Consider the following 23,419-nt stretch of genomic DNA (forward strand, 5'->3'; position numbering starts at 1 on the left):
CTCATGGAGCGTAGTAACCACCGTGCCAGTTGAAACAGTGAAAATCGAAGAATTCAAGGCGCGCAGGCATGCGCTGATGCAGAAGATGGTCAATGGCGTGACGGTTATCCCTACCGCGGCCGAGGCGGTGCGTAACCGCGACAGCCATTATGCCTACCGCTTCGACAGCTATTTCTATTACCTGACCGGGTTTGAAGAACCTGAGGCTGTCGTCTTGCTCGTCGCTGGCGAAACTCCCAAAAGCATCCTGTTCTGCCGCGACAAGGATATCGAGCGTGAAATCTGGGACGGTTTCCGTCACGGTCCGGCAGGCGCGCGCGAGGCCTTCGGGTTCGACGAGGCGTACAGCATCAGCGAACTCGACCATCGCGTGGGCGAATATCTTGCCAACCAGCCGCAGCTGTTTTTTGCGCTTGGCGCCGACCCGGCATGGGACCAACGGCTCGGCGGCTGGCTCAAGCAGCTTGCCAGCCAGGCGCGCAGCGGCATTGCCGCTCCTGCTGCGATTGTCGACGTGCGCCGCCTGCTGGACGACATGCGCCTGATCAAGTCCCCTTATGAACTGGAACTGATGCGCAAGGCCGCAACAATCACGGTCGATGCGCATAAGCGCGCGATGCGGTCCGCCAAGCCGGGCATGATGGAGTACGAAGTCGAGGCGGAGATACTCCATGAATTCTACCGGCATGGCAGCCGCGCGCCTGCCTACACTTCCATCGTGGCCGGCGGCGGCAATGCCTGCGTGCTGCATTACGTCACTAACCAGAACAGGCTCAACGACGGCGACATGCTGTTGATCGATGCCGGATGCGAATTGGAGGGGTATGCCGCCGACATTACGCGTACCTTTCCCGTGAGCGGCAAGTTCAGCGCCGTGCAGAAGGACGTCTACGAACTGGTGCTGGCCGCCCAGGAGGCGGCGATTGCACAGGTCGGGCCCGGCCGGCACTGGAATGCGCCGCACGAGGCCGCATTGAATGTGCTGGCACAGGGCCTGATCGATTTCGGCCTGTGCGAGGGATCACTGGACTGCGTGCTGGAGTCGGGCGATTACCGGCGCTTCTACATGCACCGCACCGGCCACTGGCTCGGATTGGACGTGCATGATGCAGGAGAATACAAGCAGGCGGACGGCGCCTGGCTTCCGTTGCAGCCGGGCATGGTGCTGACGGTGGAGCCGGGCTGCTACATCCGGCCGGCGGAGAACGTGCCGGAGCATTTCTGGAATATCGGCATCCGCATCGAGGACAATGCCGTTGTCACAGCAGACGGGCATGAGATCACCACGGCAGCTGCGCCGAAAACGGTGCAGGAAATCGAGGACTGGATGGCGGCATCATGAGCATGGCGGTGGAGCACGACCTGTTGATCGTGGGGGGCGGACCGGTCGGGGCGACCCTGGCCCTGGCCCTGCAGTACAAGGGCATCGACGCCACCGTGCTCGAGGCCCGTGCCCGCGGGGCCGCACACCATGACCAGCGCGCGCTGGCGTTGTCTTACGGCAGCATCCTGATCCTCGAGCGCCTTGGCTTGTGGTCCGGCCTCAAGCCCAAGGCGACAGCCATCAACACCATCCACGTTTCACAACGCGGCAGCCTGGGGCGCAGCCTGCTCAAGGCGGAGGACCACGGCCAGCCTGCCCTGGGCTATGTGCTGTCTTACGGCGACCTTTCCGCGGCTTTGGATGACGCAATCCGGCAGTTCCCCGGGGTTCAGGTGCGCTATGAGGCTGAAGCCCTTGCCATCAGGCCTGATCCCGAAGCGGCATATGTCGAATACCAGTACCAGGCGCAAACATATTCCAGTAAAAGCAGGATGGCGGTGCTGGCGGATGGCGGGCGCAGCCTGGCGGACATCCCTGGCCTGGAGCGCGAGACCAAGCATTACGGGCACGATGCCCTAGTGAGCAAGGTCTCGTGCGAGCTGCCTCACGACAACATCGCCTACGAGCGCTTCACGCCAGCCGGGCCGGTGGCATTGCTGCCGAACGGCACCCGGGATTTCTCCCTGGTCTGGACTGGCAAGGCAGAGGAAGTACAAGCGCTCCTGGCATTGGATGACGCTGCTTTCCTGGAGGCCTTGCATACCCATTTCGGTGACCGGGTCGGGCGCTTCCTCACGGTGGGCAAACGTCTCAGCTTCCCGCTCAGGCTGTCCTACCTCAAGCCGGTTACTGCGTCGCACCTTGCGGTGATAGGCAATGCGGCCCAGACCATGCACCCGGTAGCCGGGCAGGGGTTCAATGTCGGCATGCGGGACGCCTGGGAGCTGGCGCAGTTGCTGGCGCAAACGCCGCTTGACGAATGGGGCATGGGCGGGATGATGCAGGCCTACCAGGCTAGCCGCAAGGCGGATACCCGCGGCGGTTTGCTGTTCACCGACTTTCTCGTCAACGTGTTCTCCAACGATATCGTCGGCTTGCGCAAGATCCGCTCGCTGGGGTTGGGCCTGCTGGACATGGTGCCGTTGGCCAAGCAGCACCTGGTCAGCAAGATGAGTTTCGGGCCCAAGGGTTAACATGGCAAACAGCTTTAACATGGAAAAAATGCTGGCATGGCAAATTTGAAACATGAGTTTGACATCATGGTGCTGGGTGCCGGCCTGGTCGGCGTCGCGGCGGCGGTAGCGCTCAAGCTGCAAGGGCATCGTGTGGCCCTGCTTGAGCGTGGCAAGGCCGGGGCTGAGCCGGCAAGGACTGAGTTGACCGAATGGGACAGCCGGATTTATGCCGTGAGTCCGGGCAATGTCGCCTGGCTGGAGCAATTGGGCGTTTGGCAAATGCTGGATGCCGGCCGCTTTTGTGCTGTGGATGGCATGCAGATATGGGGCGACGACGGTGCAGCGCTGGAGCTGGACGCCTATGCCGCCGGCCTGGCTAACCTGAGCGTGATTGTCGAGGGCAACCGCCTGCAGCAGGCCTTGCTTGCCAGGCTTGGCAGCCTGGAAGTGCCGTTGATCGACGAGGCCGACATCGGGCAGGTTGCCTGGAATACGGATCATGTCGCGCTGCATGCAGCCAACGACGAAACCTATACCGCCGCGTTGCTGGTCGGGGCTGACGGGTCTTCTTCCTGGCTGCGCGGGCAGGCGGATATCACGGTGAAGCGGCATGATTATGCCCAGATGGGCGTAGTGGCCAATTTTGCATGCGAGCGTCCGCACCAGTCGCAAGCATGCCAATGGTTCCGCGGCAACGATGTGCTCGCCTGGCTGCCGTTGCCGCAACAGCATATTTCCATCGTGTGGTCGGTGGATAATGCCAGGGCGCAGGCCTTGATGGCGCTAGATGCTGATACACTGGCGCAAGAGGTGGCCGCCGCCGGGCATCATCGCCTGGGGCAATTGTCGTTGGTTACCCAGGCGCAGGCTTTCCCGCTGGCAATGCAGGAAACAAGCAGCCTGGTCAAGCCCGGCCTGGCCTTGGTGGGGGATGCGGCGCACCAGGTCCATCCGTTGGCGGGGCAAGGGGTGAACCTGGGTTTTCGCGACGTGCAGGCGCTGGCCAATGCGGTTTCAGGCAGGCGCCAGCCGGGTGACATATTCGCGCTGCGCCGTTACGAGCGGGCACGCAAGGCCGATATGATGTCCATGCGCTTGTTGACGCATGGGCTGAGCAGTTTGTATGCACATCCCGCGCCCTGGCTCAGGATGTTGCGCAATGGGGGTATGCAATGCTTGAACCGCATGCCGGTGTTGAAAAAGCAATTGATGCAGCATGCGGTTATTTGATATCTGAATCACAGGGAAAGAATTTAGCTTATGTCTAAGAAGTGGATTGCAATATTGGCGGCCTCGTTCTTCGCGGCGCATGCCTGGGCGGATGAAGCCAGCCTGAAGAAAACGATAGAGGCGACCTATCCCAAGGTCAAGATCGATAGCGTGGTGAAGACGCCTTATGCCGGTTTGTACGAGGTCTTTCTCGATGGCCAGATTATCTATACCGATGACAAGTTCAGCTTCCTGATCGCCGAGGGGCGGTTGGTCGAGCCCAAGACCAAGCGCGATATCACCGGCGAGCGCATGGATGAGTTGACCAAGGTCGATTTTGCCTCCTTACCGCTGGACCAGGCCGTCAAGGTGGTCAAGGGTAACGGCAGCCGCAAGCTGGTGGTGTTTTCCGATCCTGATTGCCCTTACTGCAAGCGCCTCGAGCAAAAAGAGCTCAGCAACATCAACGACGTGACGATCTATACCTTCCTGTTCCCGCTGGAGCAACTGCATCCCGATGCCGCCAACAAGTCACGCGCCATCTGGTGTGCGCCAGACCGTGCCAAGGCCTGGAACGACTGGATATTGAACGGGCAGTTGCCCAAGGCGCAAGGGACTTGCGATACCCCGATTGAAAAATTGGCGGAGCTGGGCCGCAAGATCAACGTAACCAGCACGCCCACCCTGATTTTTGCAGACGGCAAGCGCATGTTGGGCGCATATCCGGCCAAGGATATCGAGAAGGCCATGACCGCAGCGGCCTCGGGCGCTAAAAAGTAAAAGGCTTCTTGTTTGTCCAATAAAAAAGGGAGCTTTTGCTCCCTTTTGGTTTTGTAGCGTTGCTTAGAGCGTGAACGGTCTCTTAAACCACCTGGCCCATCTTGAATATCGGCAGGTACATGGCGATTACCAAGCCGCCGATCAGGGTGCCGAGCACGACCATGATGATAGGCTCCATCAGGCTGGAGAGTGCTTCCACGGCGTCATCCACTTCCCCCTCGTAAAAATCCGCCACCTTGCCGAGCATGGAGTCCAGTGCGCCGGATTCCTCGCCGATCGCCACCATTTGCAGCACCATATTGGGGAAGACTTCCGTGTTCTGCATGGCGACGGTCAGGCTCGCCCCGGTGCTGATCTCGCTCTGGATCTTCTTGGTCGCGTCATAGTAGACGCGGTTGCCCGATGCGCCTGCTACCGAGTCCAGCGCCTCGACCAGCGGGACTCCGGCGGCGAACATGGTGGACAAGGTGCGCGAGAAGCGCGCAATCGTGGCCTTGCGGATCACCTCGCCGAAAATGGGCAGCTTGAGCAGCAGCCTGTCCATGCTCGACTGCATCTTCTCCGAACGTTTCCAGGTGTAGAAGAAGAACCAAAGCGCGCCGCCAATCGACCCGAAGATGGCCCACCAGTAATCGACAAAAAAGTCGGAGATCGCCATCACCATCACGGTGGGGGCGGGCAGGTCGGCGCCGAAACTGCTGAACAACTCCTTGAACGCCGGAATCACGAAAATCATGATGACGGCGGTGATCACGAATGCCACCACGATGATGGAGACGGGATAGAACAGCGCGGACTTGATCTTGCCCTTGATCGCGAGGATCTTTTCCTTGTAGGTGGCAAGCCGGTCCAGCAACGAATCCAGGATGCCGGCCTGTTCGCCTGCCCCCACGAGGTTGCAGAACAGGTTGTCGAAATACAATGGGTATTTGCGGAACGCCTGGCTCAGGCTGCTGCCGGTTTCCACGTCGGCCTTGATGTCGCCGAGCAGCTTGCTCACCGCGGGGTTGTTATGCCCTTTGCCGACAATATCGAACGCCTGCAGCAGGGGAACGCCGGCCTTCATCATGGTGGCGAGCTGACGGGTGAACAAGGTCACGTCCTTGTCCGTAATCTTGCCGCCGGTCTTGAAGCGTTGCTTGGTGACCTTGACGACGTTGATGCCCTGGCGGCGCAGCGTGGCCTTGACGAACGCCTCACCGCTGGCTTTCATCTCCCCCTTGACGCGCTTGCCTTTCCTGTCCGTACCCTCCCAGGCGTACGTGACTTCCTTGGTTTCCTTGGCAGCCATGGCTTCCTATATCGTTTTATTCGTTGGTGACAGCTTCAATTTCTTCCAGCGAGGTGAGGCCCTGCTTGACCTTGAGCAGGCCGGACTGCCGCAAGTCGCGGACGCCTTCCCGCTGCGCCTGGTCTGCAATGTCGTGCGATGTGCCGTTTTTCATGATGATGCGGCTCATTTCCTCGGATACCGGCATGACTTGGTAAATCCCCACTCGTCCCTTGTAGCCTTGGTTGCAATGCTCGCATCCCTCCGCATTGGCCGCATAAGGCTGCCAACTGCCGTCCAGGTCTTCTTCCTTGAAACCGATGTCCAGCAAGGTTTCGCGCGGGATGTCGGCAGGCACCCTGCAATGCGGACACAGTTTGCGCGCCAGGCGTTGTGCTGTTATTAACGACACGGCAGAGGCAATATTGAAGGGGGCGACGCCCATATTGACCAGGCGGGTCAATGTCGAAGGGGCATCGTTGGTATGCAGGGTGGAAAGCACCATGTGGCCGGTGGACGCCGCCTTGATCGCCATGTCGGCGGTTTCCAGGTCGCGAATTTCCCCGATCATGATGATGTCAGGGTCCTGGCGCAGGAAGGATTTCAGGGCGGCTGCAAACGTGAGGCCCTGCTTGTCGTTGACGTTGACCTGATTGATGCCGGCCAGCGGGATTTCCGCAGGGTCTTCCGCCGTGGAAATATTCACGCCGGGTTCGTTGAGAATGTTCAGGCAGGTATACAGCGAAACCGTTTTCCCCGACCCGGTCGGCCCGGTGACCAACACCAGGCCGTACGGCCGCGTAACCGCATGGAGCAAGGCCTCCTTTTGGTCGGGCTCGTAGCCGAGCGCATCAATCCCGAGTTGGGCGCTGCTGGGGTCGAGGATACGCATCACGATCTTTTCGCCATTGATCAACGGCAGCGTGCTAACGCGGAAATCGATGGCGCGGGTCTTGGATAGCACCAGTTTCATACGGCCGTCCTGGGGGACGCGTTTTTCCGAGATGTCGAGGTTGGAGATCACCTTGATGCGCGACGCCAGCTTCTCCTTGATTGCGAGCGGCGGCTGGGCGATCTCGCGCAGGATGCCGTCGACGCGGTAGCGGATGCGGTAGAACTTCTCATAGGGCTCGAAATGCAGGTCGGAAGCGCCCATGTTGATGGCATCGAGCAGGATTTTCTGGATGTACTTGACGACAGGAGCGTCTTCAATCTCTATCGATTGTTCCGGCTCGCTGTCCTTCTCCTCTGCTTCCAGGCCGAAATCGTCTTCGCTAATCAGCGACTGCATGGTGGTGTCGCTTGCTTCCACCAGCTTGTCTATCCATTTTCCCAGCTTGTCGTCTTCGACAATTACCGGCATCAAGGTTTTGCCGGTCTGGAACTGGACTTCGTCCAGCATATGCAGGTTGGTTGGGTCGGATAAGCCGACAAACATATTGTTGCCGCGGTTATAGAGCGTGATGGCGCGGTAGCTTTGCATGAGCTGCGGACTGATGCCCTTGCCGGGCAGAAAGTCTGGGTTCAGCGTGTTGAGGTCCAGCAACGGATAGCCGAAAGCGTGGGAGCATGCCTGGGCGATTTGCAGTGCGGTAAACCTGCGGGATTGCAGCAGTTGGCTGATGAACGAATGTTGCTTGTTGTTGGCGGCGGTTTGGATGGTAATGGCTTCATCCTCGCTCAACAGTTTTTGATGAATCAACACACGAGCGAGTCCGCCCAGTTTGTTAGGTACGGTGACAGCAGCCATTGATCTTCAAGCCAATCTTATCCTTGATTAACGCGGAGTCCCCAATGATGATGCATGCTGGCATTTTTTTTGTAAAGCGTTGGGGAACTTTATGCATGGTACGCTGAATATAACGGCATGGTTATGAGAAAAATAACAATTATCGTCTAAAAAGCGCTTGACTTATTCCAATAACCCACGTAAAAACGCAACAGGCGTTTGGAATTCGAGTGCATTGTAGCCGGCAACTACCGACTTTAATTCTTGAAGTACAAACTTTTGGGGTCGCCTCCCCTTAGATATATGCAAGGAAGTATTGAAATGGCAACAGGTACCGTAAAGTGGTTTAATGATTCCAAAGGTTTTGGTTTCATTACCCCGGACGATGGTGGCGACGATTTGTTCGCACACTTCTCCGCAATTGTAGAAGCTGGCTACAAGAGTCTGAAGGAAGGTCAACGCGTATCATTTGATGTTACCGAGGGCCCTAAGGGCAAGCAGGCTTCTAATATTCAGAAGGCTTAAGCTTGGCTCGCTGATGACTGTATAGTCTTCACGATAAAAGGCCGGAGAAATCCGGCCTTTTTTATTTTGCCAGCCCATCAGGGCTGGCATACGTCATCACATATGCTTGACGATTTCCCCACCGAATTCCGCACTGCCCACTTGCGTAGCGCCATCCATTTGCGACGAGAAGTCATGAGTGACGCGTTTTGCCTGGATCGCCTTGGCAACACCGTTAATCACCAGGTCGGCGGCCTCGGCCCATCCCAGGTGGCGCAGCATCATTTCCGCCGATAAGATTAGCGAGCTGGGGTTGGCGATATCCTTGCCAGCGATCTTGGGAGCCGTGCCGTGGGTAGCCTCGAACATGGCAACGGTATCCGAGATATTGGCGCCAGGGGCAATCCCGATGCCGCCTACCTGGGCCGCGAGCGCATCTGAAATATAGTCGCCGTTCAGGTTCAGGGTGGCCACTACGTCATAGTCTGCAGGATGCAGCAGGATTTCCTGCAGGAACGCATCGGCGATGCAATCCTTGATGAGGATGCCGTTGGGCAGCTTGCACCATGGTCCGCCGTCGATCTCGACCGCACCGAACTCTTCCTTGGCAACTTCGTAGCCCCAGTTCTTGAATCCGCCTTCGGTGAACTTCATGATGTTGCCCTTGTGGGCAATCGTCACGGACTTGCGGTTATTGTCGATGGCGTACTGGATCGCCTTACGCACCAGGCGCTTGCTGCCATCGATCGAAACCGGCTTGATGCCGATGGCGGAAGTTTCAGGGAAGCGGATTTTCTTGCGCACGCCCATGTCGCTGAGGAAGTCCACCACCTTCTTCACTTCGTCGGTGCCGGCAGCCCATTCGATACCGGCATAGATGTCCTCGGTATTCTCGCGGAAAATCACCATGTCGGTCTTTTCAGGATGCTTGACCGGGCTTGGCACGCCCTGGAAATACTGGATCGGTCGCAAACAGACGTACAGGTCGAGCTCTTGGCGCAAGGTCACGTTGAGTGAGCGGATGCCGCCGCCGACCGGCGTGGTCAAGGGGCCCTTGATGGAGATGACATAATCCTTGACAGCCTTGAGCGTTTCATCGGGCAGCCAGGTATTGTCGCCATAGGTCTTGACGGCTTTCTCGCCGGCATATACTTCCATCCAGGCAATCGCGCGCTTGCCGCCGTAGGCTTTGGCGACGGCGCTGTCGACGACATGACGCATGGGCGGGGTGATATCGACGCCGATACCGTCGCCTTCGATAAATGGGATAATCGGGTGATCGGGAACATTGAGCGTGTTGTCCGCGTTAACGCTGATCTTCTCGCCAGTGGTGGGTACTTTGATTTTTGTAGACATTCAGAACTATCCTATTCAAACGCTAGAGATACGGGCGCAATCATTCCATGAGACCAAGATGCTGATTTTATTCAATAAGCCCTACGGTGTAATTTGCCAGTTCAGTCCCCATGAAAAGCACAAGACATTGAAGGATTATATTGCTGTGCCAGGGGTTTATGCCGCTGGGCGGCTTGATACCGACAGTGAAGGTCTGCTTATTCTAACCGATGATGGGCGACTTCAACACCGCATATCGCATCCCAAGCACAAAGAATTCAAAACTTACTGGGTGCAGGTAGAGGGCGATCCCACGGATGAGGCATTGGAGCCGTTGCGGCATGGGGTGGACCTGGGCGACTTCGTTACCCAGCCTGCGAAAGTCAGGCGGATAGAGGAGCCAGCCGGGTTGTGGCCAAGAAATCCGCCGATCAGGGAGCGCAAGGCTATCCCGACCGCCTGGCTGGAGATGATCATCAGCGAAGGCAAGAATCGCCAGGTGCGCCGGATGACCGCCAAGGCGGGGTTTCCCACATTGCGCCTGGTGCGCCATGCCGTGGGACAGCATACGATAGACGGTATCGCGCCCGGGGAGTGGAGGCGGCTCTAGCCGGCCCAAATCATATGGCCGGATATGTTAAACTCCGGTTCTTATCCGTATACACCATAGTAGATACTATCCATGTCCGGCAATAGCATAGGCACCCTGTTTACCCTGACTTCTTTTGGCGAATCGCACGGCCCCGCCATCGGCGGCGTGATCGATGGCTGCCCGCCGGGGCTGGAGCTGTCGGCAGAGGACATCCAGCAGGAGCTGGATCGCCGCAAGCCGGGCACTTCGCGCCATGTCACCCAGCGCAAGGAGCCGGATACCGTGGAGATATTGTCCGGGGTCTTCGAAGGCAGGACGACCGGTACGCCGATCGGCTTGCTGATCCGCAACCAGGACCAGCGCAGCCAGGATTACGGCAAGATCGCCGAGACTTTCCGTCCGGGGCATGCCGACTACACCTATTGGCAGAAGTACGGTATTCGCGACTATCGCGGCGGCGGCCGCTCGAGTGCGCGCGAGACGGCAGTGCGCGTCGCGGCGGGCGCGATCGCCAAGAAGTGGCTCAAGCAGCGTTATGGTGTCACCATCCGCGGCTATATGAGCCAGCTGGGGGAAATCCAGATTCCTTTCAGTTCATGGGATGCGGTGAGCCAGAATGCCTTTTTTGCGCCTGACGCATCCATCCTGCCTGAGCTAGAGGCCTATCTCGACCGCATCCGCAACGAGCGCGACTCCGTGGGGGCGAGGATCACCGTGGTCGCCGAAGGCGTGCCGGTGGGCTGGGGCGAGCCGGTCTATGATCGCCTGGACGCGGACATTGCCCATGCCATGATGGGGATCAATGCCGCCAAGGGCGTGGAAATCGGCGACGGGTTCGCCAGCGTGGCCCAGCGCGGCTCGGTGCACGGCGACGAGCTGACGCCGCAGGGGTTTGCCAGCAACCATGCTGGCGGCATACTGGGCGGGATTTCCAGCGGGCAGGACGTCATCGCCCACGTCGCGTTCAAGCCGACTTCCAGCATTCCGCAACTGCGCCATTCCATCGACAAGCAGGGCGCGGCGCTGGAAATGCAGACCACGGGCCGGCATGACCCTTGCGTGGGCGTGCGCGCCACGCCCATCGTGGAAGCCATGATGGCGCTGGTGCTGATGGACCACGCCTTGCGCCATCGCGCCCAGAACGCCGACGTCTCTGTGGATACCGTCAAGCTCTGAACGGGGTTCACCAGCATGCAGGCGGGCAGTGTGCATTTTCTCATCCACTGCTTTCATCCGCTAAATCAGCGTACTGAGTCGGCATGAAGAGCCATGTCCCGCTGCCTTATTGGCGCTTGTCCGGCTTTTACTTCGCCTATTTCGGCTTCGTCGGCGCTTTTACCCCGTTCTGGACCCTGTATCTCAAGTCGTTGGCGTTCAGCGCCTTCCAGATCGCCATCCTGATGTCCTTGTTCCAGGTTGCCCGCAGCTTTTCACCCAGTCTGTGGGGCTGGGTGGCAGACCATCGGGGGCATCGCGTCCCGATTATCCAATTCCTCGCGGGAGCCAGCCTGCTGGCTTATGTCGGCGTGTTTTTCGGCAACAGTTTTTACTGGCTGTTCGCCATCATGCTGACCTTGAGTTTTTTCTGGAGCGCTTCCTTGCCCCTGATCGAGGCGGTCACCCTGGGCCATCTTGGAGACAGGCTGGACCGCTACGGGCATATCCGCCTCTGGGGCTCGATCGGGTTTGTGGTCGCGGTCATCGGGTTGGGATATGCCGTGCAATACCTGGGCATGATGGCGTTGCTGTGGGTGATCCTGGTCTTGCTGGCTGCCGTCTGGGGCTTGTCATGGCGCTTGGCGGATCCGCTGGTGGCGTTGCAGCATCACGATAGCGATGGTTCCTGGTGGGCGATATTGCGCAGGCGCGAGGTCATTGCGCTGATGGCTGCCTGTTTCGCCATGTCCGCCGCGCATGGCGTCTACTACACTTTCTACTCGATCTACCTGGTGGACCACGGCTACAGCAAAGGGATTGTCGGTTGGCTGTGGGGCCTGGGCGTGATATGCGAAATCATGGTGTTCCTGTATATGCCCAGGTTGTTTGCCCTGTTCGGCTTGCGGCGCATCATGCTCGCCAGCCTGTTCCTGGCATTCGTGCGTTTCTTCGTGATTGGCTGGGCCGTGGATGTCTGGTGGCTGATCGTGCTCGCGCAGACATTGCATGCGGCGACATTCGGGTCTTACCATGCGGCGGCGGTTGCGCTGACGCACCGCTATTTCAAGGGTAAGCACCAATCCAAGGGGCAAGGGCTTTATACCAGCATCTCCTACGGTGTTGGTGGGACACTGGGGGCCGTGATCAGCGGTTTTGCCTGGGAGAGCATTGGCCCAAGCTGGACATTTACCGCATCTGCGCTATGCGCTATGCTCGGTTTTATCTTTTTCATGTTCATGATGCGGGAAGATTAAGAGCTGCTAAAAATCCAGCGAAGTGATTCTGGCTCGGAGTTCTGCCGCAGACAGTACAACGAGTACGGCAAGGCAGGGCAACGACGACAGAAGGGTTTTGTCAGCGGCTCTAAAAAGGGGAAATCAATGCGGATATTGATGTGGGTGCTGCCATGGCTGTTGCCTTCGCTGGCATGGGCAGAAACCCAGGTGAACATCGTGGGGCTGTTCCAGGGCAAGGCGATCGTGGTCGTCAATGGCGGCAAGCCGCGTACCCTCTCGGCGGGGGAAATGAGCCCTGAAGGCATCCGCCTTGTTTCCGCCAGCAGCGACAAGGCGGTGATCGAGGTGGACGGCTTCAAGCGGGAGCTGGGCATGGGGCAGGCGATCGCGCTGCCAAGCAAGGATGCTGCTGCAGGCGGCAGCGTCACCTTGTATGCCGATTCGACAGGGCACCATTTCGTCGAGGGCCAGATCAATGGCGCTGCATTGCGCTTCCTGGTGGATACGGGCGCATCCGCCATTGTCATGAACAGCGGCGACGCCAAGTATGCCAAGATCGATTACAAGCGCGGCATACCCGTATCCGTTCAGACGGCAAACGGCGTAGCCAATGCCTATAAGGTGGTGATCAATCACGTTCGGCTCAATGGTCTGGTACTGAGCCAGGTGGATGGGCTGGTAATGGAGGGCGGCTCTCCAGCGGTCGTACTGTTGGGCATGAGCGCGCTCAACCGAATGGAAATGAAGCGTGACGGTATTGCGCTGACGCTGACCAAGAAATATTAAGCGTTATGGGTTAGACAATATAAAAACGGCAGCCTAGGCTGCCGTTTTTATATCAACGCGAAAGCGTTGCATTTACTTGCGCTTGTCCTTTTCGATCAGGGCATAAGCGGAGTGGTTGTGGATGGATTCGAAGTTTTCCGATTCCACGGTGTAATTCACGACGCGTGCTTCGGCATTGAGCTGGGCCGCGACATCGCGCACGATATCCTCGACGAATTTCGGGTTGTCGTAGGCGCGTTCGGTGACGTATTTCTCGTCGGGACGCTTGAGCAGGCCATACACTTCGCAGGAAGCCTGATCTTCCACCAGGCGGATGATGTCTTCCACCCAGATGAAGTCGTTGATCAGGGCTGTCACAGTGACGTGCGAACGCTGGTTGTGCGCGCCGTAGTCCGAGATCTTCTTGGAGCATGGGCAGAGGCTGGTCACGGGCACGACGACTTTGACCGTGATGTCGTACTTACCCTTGTTGATTTCGCCAATGAAAGTGACTTCATAGTCGGACAGGCTTTGCACGCCGGAAACCGGGGCAGCCTTGTTGACGAAATACGGGAAAGTCATCTCGACGTGGCCGGACTCGGCATCGAGGCGCTCCACCATCGCGCGCAGGATGCTTTCGAAGGATTCCACCGATATTTCGCGCTCGTTGTTGTTGAGGATCTCAACAAAGCGCGACATGTGCGTGCCCTTGAAGTTGTGCGGCAGGAACACGTACATGTTGAAGTTCGCAACTGTATGCTGGACGCCGCCGGTCTTGTCCTTGACCTTGACCGGGTGGCGGATGGATTTGATCCCTACCTTATCAATGGCAAGCTGCCGGGTATCCGGGGTGTTCTGCACATCTTCAATCGGCGGAATGGAGGGTTGGTTCATGGGATTCCTGAAATGCTATAAGTGAATTCGGTAATAGTTGAGTATACTACTTGGTTAATCTTTTCTCAATTGCGGCAACGACGCCCGTAGCATTGAGACCGCATTCCGCCAGCATGGTTTCATGCACGCCATGCTCGATGAACGTATCGGGCAGGCCGAGGCAGAGCACAGGCATATGGATGCCCGATGCCTGCATGGATTCCATCACGGCGGCGCCCGCACCTCCCATGATGGCATTTTCCTCAACGGTGACGATGAGGTCATGGCTGTTTGCCAGCTGGCTGACCAGTCCCGTATCCAGCGGTTTGACGAAGCGCATGTTGGCCACGGTGGCATCCAGGGTTTCGGCGGCTTCGAGCGCTGGGCTCAGCATGCTGCCGAACGCGAGGATCGCGACACGGCTGCCCTGCCTGCGCAACTCGCCCTTGCCGATCGGGAGCGACTGCATTTCACTGGCGATGGTGGCACCTGGGCCGCCGCCGCGCGGATAACGCACGGCGGATGGGCCGTTGTGCTGGTAAGCCGTGTACAGCATCTGCCGGCATTCATTCTCGTCGCTTGGCGTCATGATGACGATGTTGGGGATGCAGCGCAGGTAGCTGAGGTCGAAGCTGCCTGCATGGGTCGGGCCATCCGCACCCACTAGGCCAGCGCGGTCGATCGCAAACATCACCGGCAGGTTCTGCAAGGCGATATCGTGGATGAACTGGTCGTAGGCGCGCTGCAGGAATGTGGAGTAGATGGCGACAACCGGCTTCAGGCCGTCGCATGCCATGCCTGCGGCGAAAGTGAGCGCGTGCTGTTCGGCGATGCCGACGTCGTAGAAGCGGTCGGGGAATTGCTCGGCAAAGGCATTGAGGCCGGAGCCGTCGCACATGGCAGGGGTAATGCCGATCAGGCGTTCGTCCCGGGCGGCCATGTCTACCAGCCAGTCGCTGAACACCTGCGTATAGGTTTTCTTGCCGGCCTGGGCAATCGAGCAGCCGTTGCTAGGGTCGAACTTGCCGACGCCGTGAAATTTGCCCGGGTTATCCTCGGCAGGCTGGTAGCCGTGGCCTTTTTGCGTTGCGATATGCAGGAACTGCGGACCCTTGAGCTCGCGGATATTGCGCAATGTCGCGATCAATACATCGATGTCATGGCCATCGATCGGGCCGATGTAGTTGAAGCCGAACTCCTCGAACAGCGTACCGGGAGTCACCATACCTTTGACGTGCTCTTCCGCGCGCTTGGCGAATTCGCGCACCGGGGGCATGACGCCCAGCACTTTCTCGCCGGAGCGGCGCATCGAGGTATACAGCGGCCCTGACAGCAGTTTTGCCAGATAGTTGGTCAGCGCGCCGACATTGGGCGATATCGACATGTCGTTATCGTTGAGGATCACCAGGATGTTGGCATCCATAGCACCTGCATTGTTGAGCGCCTCGAACGCCATGCCTGCGGTCATGGCGCCATCGCCGATCACGGCAATCGAATGGCGGTCGGAACCGGTTTTTTGCGCCGCAATCGCCATGCCTAGCGCGGCAGAGATCGAAGTGCTGGAGTGCCCTGTGCCAAACGTGTCGTAGATGCTTTCATCCCGGCGCGGAAACCCGGCAATGCCTCCTGGCCTGCGCAGGTTGCTCATGTCCTGGCGGCGGCCGGTGAGTATCTTGTGCGGGTAGGTTTGGTGCCCTACGTCCCAGACCAAGCGGTCTTCCGGTGTATTGAATACATAGTGCAGGGCGATGGTGAGCTCGACCACGCCCAGGTTGGAGGATAGGTGCCCGCCCGTTTGCGCGACGCTATTGACGAGAAAGCCGCGTAATTGCCTGGCAAGCTCATGCAGCTCCCTGCGGTCAAGCCTTCGCAGTTGCTCTGGTGAGTTGATGCTTTCTAGCAGTTCGTACATGGCTGGCCCGCTTAAAAGCTACGTTGAGTAATGAAGTGCGCCACCTGCTTCAACTGGTTGGCGGCTTCGCCATAAGGCGCCAGCGGCGCGAGCGCATCGTCCAGCAGCTCTTGCGCCAGCCGTTTGGCATGCTCTATGCCCAGGATGGTGACATAGGTCGGCTTGTCGCTTTCGGCATCCTTGCCTGCCGTCTTGCCCAGAGTCTCGCTGTCGGCCTCGGCGTCGAGAATGTCGTCCACTACCTGGAAGGCGAGCCCGATGGCCTGGGCATAATGGTCGATTGCATGTAGTTGCGCTTGGTCCAGCTCGTCGGCGCAATGCGCGCCAAGCAGGGCTGCGGCACGGATTAGGGCTCCGGTTTTGTGGATATGCATGTATTCCAGCTCGGATTGGTCGAGCGCCTTGCCTACGCTGGCAAGGTCGATCGCTTGCCCGCCCGCCATGCCGCGCGAACCGCTGGCGATAGCCAGCAGGTTGACCATTTCCAGTTGCCTGCCTGGATCGGTGCATAAGCCCGGCGTCGCCAGCGATTGGAACGCCAGGGTTTGCAGGGCGTCGCCTACCAACAGCGCTGTCGCGTCGTCATATTGCTTGTGACAGGAGGGTTTGCCGCGGCGCAGGTCGTCGTCGTCCATGCAAGGCATGTCATCGTGCACGAGGGAATAGGCATGGATCAGTTCCACTGCGGCGGCTGCAATATCCACTTTCGCAGGATTGGCGCCGCAGAGTTCGCCTGCCGCATGCGCGAGCAATGCGCGCACGCGCTTGCCGCCGCCCAGTACGGCATAGCGCATGGCTTCATGCAGGCGGGTGGGGGCAATGTGCGATGCTGGAAGCAAGCTGTCCAGTGTGTTTTCCATACGGTGTTGGGTATGGCGGGCCCAGCTTTGGAATTCGGTCATTTAGCGTCGTTGTAGGGTTGTAGCTGATTGGACTCGGTGAGGATGCGCACTTGCTGCTCGACGTCTGCCAATGATTTCTGGCAGTGTTGCAACAACTCCGAGCCGCGTTTGTAGGCGGCCAGAGATTGCTCAAGCGGCAGTTGACCGGACTCGATCTGCCCGACCAGGCCCTCCAGCTCGGTCATGGCTGTTTCGAAGCTCAGGGCTTCAAAGATGCTGGCTTGCGGGTCGTCAGCTTTGGTTTTTTTACTCATGAAACAACCGGTGCAGGAACATGTGGCACGACCTCATCAAGCCGTGCCTGCTCATTGCATTATTGTGAAATTAATGCGCTATTTTACGCCGAACTGCTTCTGTAAACCATGATTAAGTTAATGATAATCCGAACTGCTGCTGCATGAAGCGGCGGATATCATCAATTTCTTCCATACAAACGGAATGCGGCATCGGGTATTCATGCAGTTCCAGTGAATATCCTTGACTTTGCAATGCTTGGGCGGATGCCTGGTAACGCGCCAGCGGAATGACATTGTCCAATGTACCGTGCGCCATGAAGATCGGCAGGTGCTGGTTGGCGGCATGTTTTTCCATCGACAAGCTGTCTGCCAGCCCGAGATAGGTGGAAAGCGCCAATACTCCGGCAAGAGGCGTGGGATGGCGCAACGCGGTGTGCAGCGCGATGACGCCTCCTTGCGAGAAGCCTGCCAGCATGATGCGCTGGCTGGGAATCCCGCGTGCCAGTTCATTGGCGATCAGGGCCTCGACTTTTTGCTGGGTGGCGCGGATGCCGTCGCCATCCTGGGGTGCACCCGGCTCGAAGCTGTAAATGTCATACCATGCAGGCATGGTATAGCCGTTATTGATCGTGACCGGGATTGCCGGAGCGTGCGGCAGGATGAAGCGCGTGTGCGGCAGGGCCAGCTCGCGCACCACTGGCGAGAAATCGTTGCCGTCTGCGCCCAGGCCGTGCAGCCATATCACGCTGTTGCGGATGGCGTCATCGGCGGAAATTTCAATACAATCGAGTAAGGACATCGGTTCTGTCTGGATTTTGGGCGAAAGCTGCATTCTGCCACGCAATCCAGCATATGGCATACGGCACATTCCCCATGTGCAAGGCTTTTACGCTATGCTTCTGTAAAATCAACGCACTGGCATAATCCGACAACTTCATTCCTGCATGCGTATTTCCCGTCTTTTTTCCCATCACCACATCCGCCTGTTGCTCGGTATCCTGGTCACAATCCTGTTGCTGGCCCATGTCGTGGGAGCCTTGAATCTGGGCTTCATACAGGCGATGGAGCGCTTTGCCTATGACGCTCGGCTGCAGTTGCTCGCACCGGGAGGGCAGGATGACCATATCGTCATCGTCGATATCGACGAAGTCAGTCTGCAGCAAGAAGGGCATTGGCCCTGGGGGCGCAATAAGCTGGCGCAATTGCTGGACAAGCTATTCGACCAGTACCAGGCCAGGCTGGTGGCATTTGATGTCGTGTTTGCCGAAAAGGACGAAAGTTCGGGCCTGGCGGCACTACAAGCCATGCGGCAAGCGCAATTTGGTCAGCGGCCAGACATCGCGCAGCTAATTGATGCGGTAGCGCCCGGGCTGGATTATGACCAACAGTTTGCCGACAGCATGCGAGGACGCAATGTCGTGCTGGGATATTACTTCCGCCACGACGCCCGCATGTCACATAACATTGGCGTGTTGCCTCCGCCGGTGATGCTGGCCGATGTGCTGGCCGGGCGCGATATTGCCTATCTGCAGGCCAGCGGGTACGGCGCAAACCTGCCGGTCTTGCAGCAACAGGCAAAAGCGGCCGGGCATTTCAATCCCGATCCCGACGAGGACGGCATTACCCGCCGCATCCCGTTGCTGGTGGCATACCAGGATGGCGTGTATGAAGCCTTGTCGTTGGCGGTGGCGCGCCAAGTGCTGGGAGATGTTCAGGTGACTCCCGGCTTTGCCGACAGCATGCATTATGCTGGCATGGAGTGGCTGGCGTTAGGTCAACGGAAAATCCCGGTCGATGCCAATCTTAATGCGCTGATTCCCTATCGTGGCAAGCAAGGGAGCTTCGCCTATGTATCAGCTGCCGATGTATTACACGGCAAGGTGCCGCGGCAGCAACTGCAGAACCGGATTGTACTGATTGGCACGACGGCGCCGGGCCTGATGGATTTGCGCGCGACGCCTGTGCAGAGCGTGTACCCCGGCGTGGAAATCCATGCCAACATGATCGCTGGCATTCTCGATGGCAGCGTCAGGCAACAACCGGCCTACACGCTAGGGGCCGAGTTCCTGCTGCTGCTGTTCCTGGGCATGGGGCTGTCCATCCTGCTGCCGCGCGTGCGGCCTGTGCCTGCCACTGTCCTGGCAACGTCAGTATTATCTCTGTTGGTATTGTTCAATCTCCTGTCATGGCAGATCGGTGTCGTGCTGCCATTAGCCACGGCCTTACTGCTCGTGGCGCTACTCTATGTGCTCAACATGAGCTACGGCTATTTCATCGAGTCGCGCAGCAAACGGCACCTGGCTTATTTATTCGGCCAGTACGTGCCGCCTGAACTGGTCGCGGAAATGGCGGATCGGCCGCATCAGCTTGGGCTGGAAGGGGAAAGCCGGGAGATGACGGTGCTGTTCTGCGATATCCGCGGCTTCACCACGATCTCGGAAGCGCTTGAGCCGCAAACGTTGGCTAAGCTCATGAACGAATATCTGACAGCGATGACGCGTGTCATCCACCAGCATCGCGGTACCATAGACAAATATATGGGCGATGCCATCATGGCGTTCTGGGGCGCGCCGCTGCATGACGAACAGCATGCGGCCAATGCAGTCAACGCGGCGCTGGACATGGCGCGGGAGCTTGAAAAAGTGAATGCAGTCTTTCAGGAAAAAGGCTGGCCTACATTCAAAATAGGTATAGGCCTTAACAGCGGCGAAATGACGGTGGGTAACATGGGCTCAGAATTTCGCATGGCGTATACCGTGCTGGGCGATGCGGTCAACCTGGGCGCGCGCTTGGAAAGCTTATGCGAATATTACGCGGAACCTGTCATCGTGAGCGAGTTTGCTGTTAGAGCCGCGACGCAATATCCCTATCGCGAGTTGGACCTGATCCGTGTAAAGGGCAAGGATGCCCCAGTACGGATTTATGCTCCCATCACGGATGAAGATCCTGATGTGGCGCAGGAATTGGCTCAATACGAACTGGCGTTGGCAGCCTATCGCCAGCAACAATGGCAACAAGCCAATACGGCTTTCAAGGCATTGCAAACCGCTTATGGCGAGCGCAGGATATACGTGCTTTATCTTGAGCGCATCAGTCATTTCAGCCATCATGCGCCAGAAGCGGATTGGGACGGCGTATACAATTTTGAAAGCAAGCGGGGGGAAGCATGATTGTCCAGGTATTGGGCTGCAGCGGCGGTATAGGCCAAGGCCTGCGCACGACATCCTTGCTGGTGGATGAGGATATTCTCGTGGATGCCGGCACCGGCGTGGGCGACCTTACGCTTGAGCAGATGTCAACGATTGATCATGTGTTCCTGACTCACTCACACCTCGACCATGTCGCTTTCCTGCCATTGCTGCTGGATGCCGTGCTGGGCAAGCGCGAAAGGCCGGTGATAGTGCATGCGTTACCGGAAACTATTGCCAGCCTCAAGGCGTATATTTTCAATGGGCAAATCTGGCCTGACTTCAACCGAATTCCCACTCCTGACCAACCTTTACTGCAATATGAACCTATGACGGTGGGAGACGAGGTCGAGATTGCAGGCCGACGCATTGTGGCACTACCTGCCAACCATAGTGTGCCCGCAGTTGGCTATTTGCTGGATAGCGGATCAGGCAGTCTTGCATTCAGCGGCGATACCACCAGTTGCGACGAGTTCTGGCAAGTGCTGAACCAAGTAGACAATTTACGTCACCTGATCATCGAAGTGTCATTCACTAATGCCGAGATCGCCTTGGCGCTGGTTTCTCACCATTATTGTCCGGCGTTGCTGCTTAATGGGCTGGATCAACTCAGAAGCAATCCTAAGGTCTGGATTACCCACCTCAAGCCAGGAGAGGGTTCCTTTATTATGCATGAGATTGAAGGAGAGAATCGCGGGCTATTATTGCAGGCCTTGCAACAAGGGCAATGGTTGAGCTTCTGAATGACCATATTGCTATCGACGATGCTGCATTCTGCATATGACGGTAGATTGAAGATTAAAAGAAAAGGAGACAGGCCAGTGATGGCGTTGTCTCCTGTGGAGGAAGATGCTTTATTTGACGCAATCAACTTCAGTAGTTACGCCTTAAGGATGTATTGTTTTTAGTTTTTCACAAAACCTTGTGTCACGCAGGCGCCACTGTAAGCCCAGACCAGTCGTTGTTCGCCAGCAGCTCCATCCGCCGTAGGTGTTAATACGCAAGTATCAGTCGCAAGAATGCCTTTGTAAGCATTTGGTGTAGCAGTAATAACTCCATCTGCAACAGTCAAGCTATTAAAGGCTTTTGTTGTTGTTGCTGCTGGTGCAGCAGGAACACCTCCCGAACCAGCGTCACATGCGGTTAAGTCTGCGCCATCTTGAAAACACATATCTACTGCTGTTTTGAATGGAGCCATTGCGCCAGTAATCTCAGTATATGCGGCTTTTTTGATGTAGTTCTGATAATTTGGAATTGCTACCGCAGCCAAAATACCAATGATCGCTATAACAATCATTAATTCGATCAACGTAAAACCTTGTTGTACTTTTTTCATCATGAACCCCTTTAGTTGAGTTGAGTGTTTCTGCGGCTGGAGGAGTACCGCATGCCTGGTGTATTGCAATGGCTGTGCCAGCTTTGCGAGATAACAGTTTTCTTATTGAGTTTTAAGGGTTTTATTGGCATAAAAATAAAAAAGCGAAGCAATAGCTCCGCTTTTTGTTTGCGTTTAACTGACAATTTTTGTCACTAAGTGACAAGCATTGTTAGGTTCGCTCAGAAAGTTTACTTGCCTTCGGCTACTTTCTTCAGGTTGGCAAGGCCGGCGTCATATACGCCATTGACCGCATCCAGGGCGGACTTGTCATCCTGGCCTGGAGGGATAGGTGGGTTGAGCTTATACACGCGGTAGAAGCGGCCCATCCATTTGACTTCGGACTTGCCGCCGTCAACAGCTTTGACGGAAATGGTGGAGTAGTAGTCGGCAACTGGCAGCACGCCTTCGATGATGCCGTACTTCATTTGCTTACTGTCCTCATCCAGGCTCTTGAGGTTTTCCAGGATGGTGCCGCCGCCTTTGAGGGTAAGCAGGCGTACGGTTTCTTCCGTGCCGTCTACATTGCGCTTGTCGAGCTTGGTGCTTTCAACGGCAGGGTGCCATTTCTGCCAGTTGCCGAAGTCCTTGACCAAAGCCCAGACTTTGTCGGGGCTGGCATCGATGACGACAGTCTTCTCAACTTTCTGAGGCGAAGGCCCGTGGGCGGCAGCGGTGAGCGGCAGCAGGCCGATGGCAAGCAATGCGAGGATTTTCTTCATCTATGTTTCTCCATGTTTTTGCAAGTTATAAAAGTGGAACCGTCAATGTGCTGTCCTGCTGCTAGGTTGTAGCGGGACAGCATACTAATCAGCTCCCAATCAATGCGACGTCTTGTTGAGTATAAACTGTCCGAACGCCCGGCTTTGCTTGCCGGTGGAAATGTCCTGGATATGTTTATGGCTGCTGGCGTCTATCACTGAAACCGAGTTGTCAAACCAGTTGGCAACGTAAATTTTGTTGGTGGCGGCATCATAGTTGATGCCCTCCGGGAAGCCGCCGACGCGGATCTTGGCGGTTTCCTTGTTCTGTTCGAGGTCGATCACGGAGACTGTGTCCGCCTGGGTGTTGGTGACATAGGCATATCGGCTGTCCGGGCTCACCGTGACGCAATATGGATGCTCCCCCACGGCAATGGTGCGGGTTTCAAGGTTTTCCAGATTGATGACCGACAGGCTGTTGGCATAGACATTGACGGCAAAAACCTGCTTGCCATCCGGCCCGAGGGTGATGCCGAACGGGTGCTCGCCGGTGGCGATGCGTTGCAGCACTTTGAGGGATTGCGTGTCGATCACCGCCAAGTCGTTGCTGTCGCGATTGGCGACATAAAGCTTGCTGCCGTCGTGGCTGACGATGAGCCCCGCAGGCGCTTTGCCGATGCTGACTTCGCGGCGCTGGCTGGGATCGGCAGTATCGATTGCCAGGACGCGGTCATCGCCCCAGTCTGCAACGTAGAGTGTTTTGCTGTCCGGCGAGAGGGCAATGCCGACTGGCGAGCCGGATATCTCGATGGTGTCGATGACTTCATGTTTTCTGCTGTCTATCACTGACACCGAGTGGCTATCGACATTGCTGATATAGACTTTGCCCAGACTGGCGGAGGCGGCAACGCCTACAGGAGCCTTGCCTACGGCAATGGTGGCGATGATGCTGTGAGCGTGGAGGCTGAGAACGGAAACGGTGTTTTCACCCTGGTTGGTGATATAGGCCTCATCTGCCAGAGCCGGGAAGACAAATGCCAGAAGAAGCAAAAAGCTGCTGAGGATACGGATGTGGTGTTTCACTGTCGATTACGTTTTTGCGATCAGGTTTTGCCAGTTGGATAATGTAACGCGTCAACGTTGCTACAGGTTGACC

At 57.3% G+C, this 23,419-nt stretch carries 22 protein-coding genes; 11 read left to right on the forward strand and 11 right to left on the reverse strand.

All coding sequences use genetic code 11. The features are described 5' to 3' along the window. The first annotated feature begins 22 nt into the window (after positions 1-22). From ACW4YW_RS12990 to ACW4YW_RS13005, 4 genes are read left to right on the forward strand one after another with little or no spacing between them, the layout of a single operon-like run. Positions 23-1,342: an aminopeptidase P N-terminal domain-containing protein gene (locus tag ACW4YW_RS12990; protein WP_457137941.1), complete on the forward strand. Its 1,320-nt coding sequence runs from the start codon at positions 23-25 to the stop codon at positions 1,340-1,342. 2 nt (positions 1,343-1,344) lie between these two features. Further along, on the forward strand, positions 1,345-2,517 hold the full coding sequence (locus ACW4YW_RS12995; RefSeq protein WP_457138000.1) for an FAD-dependent monooxygenase: 1,173 nt from the start codon (positions 1,345-1,347) through the stop codon (positions 2,515-2,517). Between the two features lie 36 nt (positions 2,518-2,553). Beyond that, positions 2,554-3,729: an FAD-dependent monooxygenase gene (locus ACW4YW_RS13000; protein ID WP_457137942.1), complete on the forward strand. Its 1,176-nt coding sequence runs from the start codon at positions 2,554-2,556 to the stop codon at positions 3,727-3,729. A 30-nt stretch (positions 3,730-3,759) separates the two neighbouring features. After that, positions 3,760-4,488 (forward strand): DsbC family protein, encoded by a 729-nt coding sequence (locus tag ACW4YW_RS13005; RefSeq protein WP_457137943.1) that lies wholly within the window; start codon positions 3,760-3,762, stop codon positions 4,486-4,488. Positions 4,489-4,570: 82 nt separating this feature from the next. On the opposite strand, the gene ACW4YW_RS13010 is transcribed toward ACW4YW_RS13005, so the two are convergent. After that, entirely contained in the window at positions 4,571-5,779 is a 1,209-nt protein-coding gene (locus ACW4YW_RS13010) for a type II secretion system F family protein (protein WP_457137944.1), read from the reverse strand. Positions 5,780-5,795: 16 nt separating this feature from the next. Beyond that, positions 5,796-7,508 carry a type IV-A pilus assembly ATPase PilB gene (gene pilB / locus ACW4YW_RS13015; protein WP_457137945.1) on the reverse strand — a complete coding sequence of 571 codons (1,713 nt, stop codon included), beginning with the start codon at positions 7,506-7,508 and terminating at the stop codon, positions 5,796-5,798. Between the two features lie 300 nt (positions 7,509-7,808). Here pilB and ACW4YW_RS13020 point away from each other — a divergent pair, with 300 nt between their 5' ends. Next, the gene (locus ACW4YW_RS13020) at positions 7,809-8,012 is read left to right on the forward strand and encodes a cold-shock protein (RefSeq protein WP_011480361.1); all 204 of its coding nucleotides are present in this window, start codon (positions 7,809-7,811) and stop codon (positions 8,010-8,012) included. 96 nt (positions 8,013-8,108) lie between these two features. Here the strand turns inward: ACW4YW_RS13020 and icd are convergent, their stop codons facing one another. Beyond that, on the reverse strand, positions 8,109-9,347 hold the full coding sequence (gene icd / locus ACW4YW_RS13025) for an NADP-dependent isocitrate dehydrogenase (protein ID WP_457137946.1): 1,239 nt from the start codon (positions 9,345-9,347) through the stop codon (positions 8,109-8,111). 58 nt (positions 9,348-9,405) lie between these two features. On the opposite strand from icd, the gene ACW4YW_RS13030 reads away from it, so the two are divergent. From ACW4YW_RS13030 to ACW4YW_RS13045, 4 genes are all read left to right on the forward strand, one after another. Further along, positions 9,406-9,936, forward strand: coding sequence for an rRNA large subunit pseudouridine synthase E (locus ACW4YW_RS13030; RefSeq protein WP_457137947.1), 531 nt, complete (start codon positions 9,406-9,408; stop codon positions 9,934-9,936). A 72-nt stretch (positions 9,937-10,008) separates the two neighbouring features. Further along, positions 10,009-11,094: a chorismate synthase gene (aroC, locus tag ACW4YW_RS13035; protein WP_457137948.1), complete on the forward strand. Its 1,086-nt coding sequence runs from the start codon at positions 10,009-10,011 to the stop codon at positions 11,092-11,094. Between the two features lie 83 nt (positions 11,095-11,177). Continuing rightward, the gene (locus ACW4YW_RS13040) at positions 11,178-12,329 is read left to right on the forward strand and encodes an MFS transporter (protein ID WP_457137949.1); all 1,152 of its coding nucleotides are present in this window, start codon (positions 11,178-11,180) and stop codon (positions 12,327-12,329) included. A gap of 126 nt (positions 12,330-12,455) precedes the next feature. Then, positions 12,456-13,097: a retropepsin-like aspartic protease family protein gene (locus ACW4YW_RS13045; RefSeq protein ID WP_457137950.1), complete on the forward strand. Its 642-nt coding sequence runs from the start codon at positions 12,456-12,458 to the stop codon at positions 13,095-13,097. A gap of 72 nt (positions 13,098-13,169) precedes the next feature. On the opposite strand, the gene folE2 is transcribed toward ACW4YW_RS13045, so the two are convergent. The 5 genes from folE2 to ACW4YW_RS13070 all read right to left on the reverse strand — a co-directional run bounded on the left by folE2 (position 13,170) and on the right by ACW4YW_RS13070 (position 17,798). Beyond that, entirely contained in the window at positions 13,170-13,970 is an 801-nt protein-coding gene (folE2, locus tag ACW4YW_RS13050; protein ID WP_309566354.1) for a GTP cyclohydrolase FolE2, read from the reverse strand. A gap of 46 nt (positions 13,971-14,016) precedes the next feature. Next, a complete protein-coding gene (dxs, locus tag ACW4YW_RS13055; protein ID WP_457137951.1) occupies positions 14,017-15,861 on the reverse strand; it encodes a 1-deoxy-D-xylulose-5-phosphate synthase in 1,845 nt (614 codons plus the stop codon). Between the two features lie 11 nt (positions 15,862-15,872). Next, positions 15,873-16,763 (reverse strand): polyprenyl synthetase family protein, encoded by an 891-nt coding sequence (locus tag ACW4YW_RS13060; RefSeq protein WP_457137952.1) that lies wholly within the window; start codon positions 16,761-16,763, stop codon positions 15,873-15,875. Beyond that, complete coding sequence (locus ACW4YW_RS13065; protein WP_457137953.1) at positions 16,760-17,017, reverse strand: exodeoxyribonuclease VII small subunit; 258 nt, start codon at positions 17,015-17,017, stop codon at positions 16,760-16,762. The genes ACW4YW_RS13060 and ACW4YW_RS13065 overlap by 4 nt, the downstream gene beginning before the upstream one ends. Positions 17,018-17,129: 112 nt before the next feature. Further along, positions 17,130-17,798: an alpha/beta hydrolase gene (locus ACW4YW_RS13070; RefSeq protein ID WP_457137954.1), complete on the reverse strand. Its 669-nt coding sequence runs from the start codon at positions 17,796-17,798 to the stop codon at positions 17,130-17,132. 145 nt (positions 17,799-17,943) lie between these two features. Between ACW4YW_RS13070 and ACW4YW_RS13075 the strand changes: the two genes are divergently transcribed. Further along, positions 17,944-20,169, forward strand: a complete 2,226-nt coding sequence (locus ACW4YW_RS13075) for a CHASE2 domain-containing protein (RefSeq protein ID WP_457137955.1) — start codon at positions 17,944-17,946, stop codon at positions 20,167-20,169. Next, positions 20,166-20,930, forward strand: a complete 765-nt coding sequence (locus ACW4YW_RS13080; RefSeq protein WP_457137956.1) for a 3',5'-cyclic-nucleotide phosphodiesterase — start codon at positions 20,166-20,168, stop codon at positions 20,928-20,930. Before ACW4YW_RS13075 ends, ACW4YW_RS13080 begins: the two co-directional genes overlap by 4 nt. Before the next feature lie 161 nt (positions 20,931-21,091). On the opposite strand, the gene ACW4YW_RS13085 is transcribed toward ACW4YW_RS13080, so the two are convergent. The 3 genes from ACW4YW_RS13085 to ACW4YW_RS13095 all read right to left on the reverse strand — a co-directional run bounded on the left by ACW4YW_RS13085 (position 21,092) and on the right by ACW4YW_RS13095 (position 23,346). After that, positions 21,092-21,526, reverse strand: a complete 435-nt coding sequence (locus tag ACW4YW_RS13085) for a pilin (RefSeq protein WP_457137957.1) — start codon at positions 21,524-21,526, stop codon at positions 21,092-21,094. A gap of 227 nt (positions 21,527-21,753) precedes the next feature. Further along, positions 21,754-22,284, reverse strand: a complete 531-nt coding sequence (locus ACW4YW_RS13090; RefSeq protein ID WP_457137958.1) for an SRPBCC family protein — start codon at positions 22,282-22,284, stop codon at positions 21,754-21,756. Positions 22,285-22,383: 99 nt separating this feature from the next. Continuing rightward, entirely contained in the window at positions 22,384-23,346 is a 963-nt protein-coding gene (locus ACW4YW_RS13095) for a YncE family protein (protein ID WP_457137959.1), read from the reverse strand. Between the last annotated feature and the right edge of the window lie 73 nt (positions 23,347-23,419).

This window comes from Methylobacillus pratensis, assembly GCF_054072455.1.

Coding starts and splice junctions, on each gene's coding strand:
- ACW4YW_RS12995 (WP_457138000.1), top strand. CDS start 1,345: ATGGCGGTGGAGCACGACCTGTTGATCGTGGGGGGCGGACCGGTCGGG.
- ACW4YW_RS13000 (WP_457137942.1), top strand. CDS start 2,554: ATGGCAAATTTGAAACATGAGTTTGACATCATGGTGCTGGGTGCCGGC.
- ACW4YW_RS13005 (WP_457137943.1), top strand. CDS start 3,760: ATGTCTAAGAAGTGGATTGCAATATTGGCGGCCTCGTTCTTCGCGGCG.
- ACW4YW_RS13010 (WP_457137944.1), bottom strand. CDS start 5,779: ATGGCTGCCAAGGAAACCAAGGAAGTCACGTACGCCTGGGAGGGTACG.
- pilB (WP_457137945.1), bottom strand. CDS start 7,508: ATGGCTGCTGTCACCGTACCTAACAAACTGGGCGGACTCGCTCGTGTG.
- ACW4YW_RS13020 (WP_011480361.1), top strand. CDS start 7,809: ATGGCAACAGGTACCGTAAAGTGGTTTAATGATTCCAAAGGTTTTGGT.
- icd (WP_457137946.1), bottom strand. CDS start 9,347: ATGTCTACAAAAATCAAAGTACCCACCACTGGCGAGAAGATCAGCGTT.
- ACW4YW_RS13030 (WP_457137947.1), top strand. CDS start 9,406: ATGCTGATTTTATTCAATAAGCCCTACGGTGTAATTTGCCAGTTCAGT.
- aroC (WP_457137948.1), top strand. CDS start 10,009: ATGTCCGGCAATAGCATAGGCACCCTGTTTACCCTGACTTCTTTTGGC.
- ACW4YW_RS13040 (WP_457137949.1), top strand. CDS start 11,178: ATGAAGAGCCATGTCCCGCTGCCTTATTGGCGCTTGTCCGGCTTTTAC.
- ACW4YW_RS13045 (WP_457137950.1), top strand. CDS start 12,456: ATGCGGATATTGATGTGGGTGCTGCCATGGCTGTTGCCTTCGCTGGCA.
- folE2 (WP_309566354.1), bottom strand. CDS start 13,970: ATGAACCAACCCTCCATTCCGCCGATTGAAGATGTGCAGAACACCCCG.
- dxs (WP_457137951.1), bottom strand. CDS start 15,861: ATGTACGAACTGCTAGAAAGCATCAACTCACCAGAGCAACTGCGAAGG.
- ACW4YW_RS13060 (WP_457137952.1), bottom strand. CDS start 16,763: ATGACCGAATTCCAAAGCTGGGCCCGCCATACCCAACACCGTATGGAA.
- ACW4YW_RS13065 (WP_457137953.1), bottom strand. CDS start 17,017: ATGAGTAAAAAAACCAAAGCTGACGACCCGCAAGCCAGCATCTTTGAA.
- ACW4YW_RS13070 (WP_457137954.1), bottom strand. CDS start 17,798: ATGTCCTTACTCGATTGTATTGAAATTTCCGCCGATGACGCCATCCGC.
- ACW4YW_RS13075 (WP_457137955.1), top strand. CDS start 17,944: ATGCGTATTTCCCGTCTTTTTTCCCATCACCACATCCGCCTGTTGCTC.
- ACW4YW_RS13080 (WP_457137956.1), top strand. CDS start 20,166: ATGATTGTCCAGGTATTGGGCTGCAGCGGCGGTATAGGCCAAGGCCTG.
- ACW4YW_RS13085 (WP_457137957.1), bottom strand. CDS start 21,526: ATGATGAAAAAAGTACAACAAGGTTTTACGTTGATCGAATTAATGATT.
- ACW4YW_RS13090 (WP_457137958.1), bottom strand. CDS start 22,284: ATGAAGAAAATCCTCGCATTGCTTGCCATCGGCCTGCTGCCGCTCACC.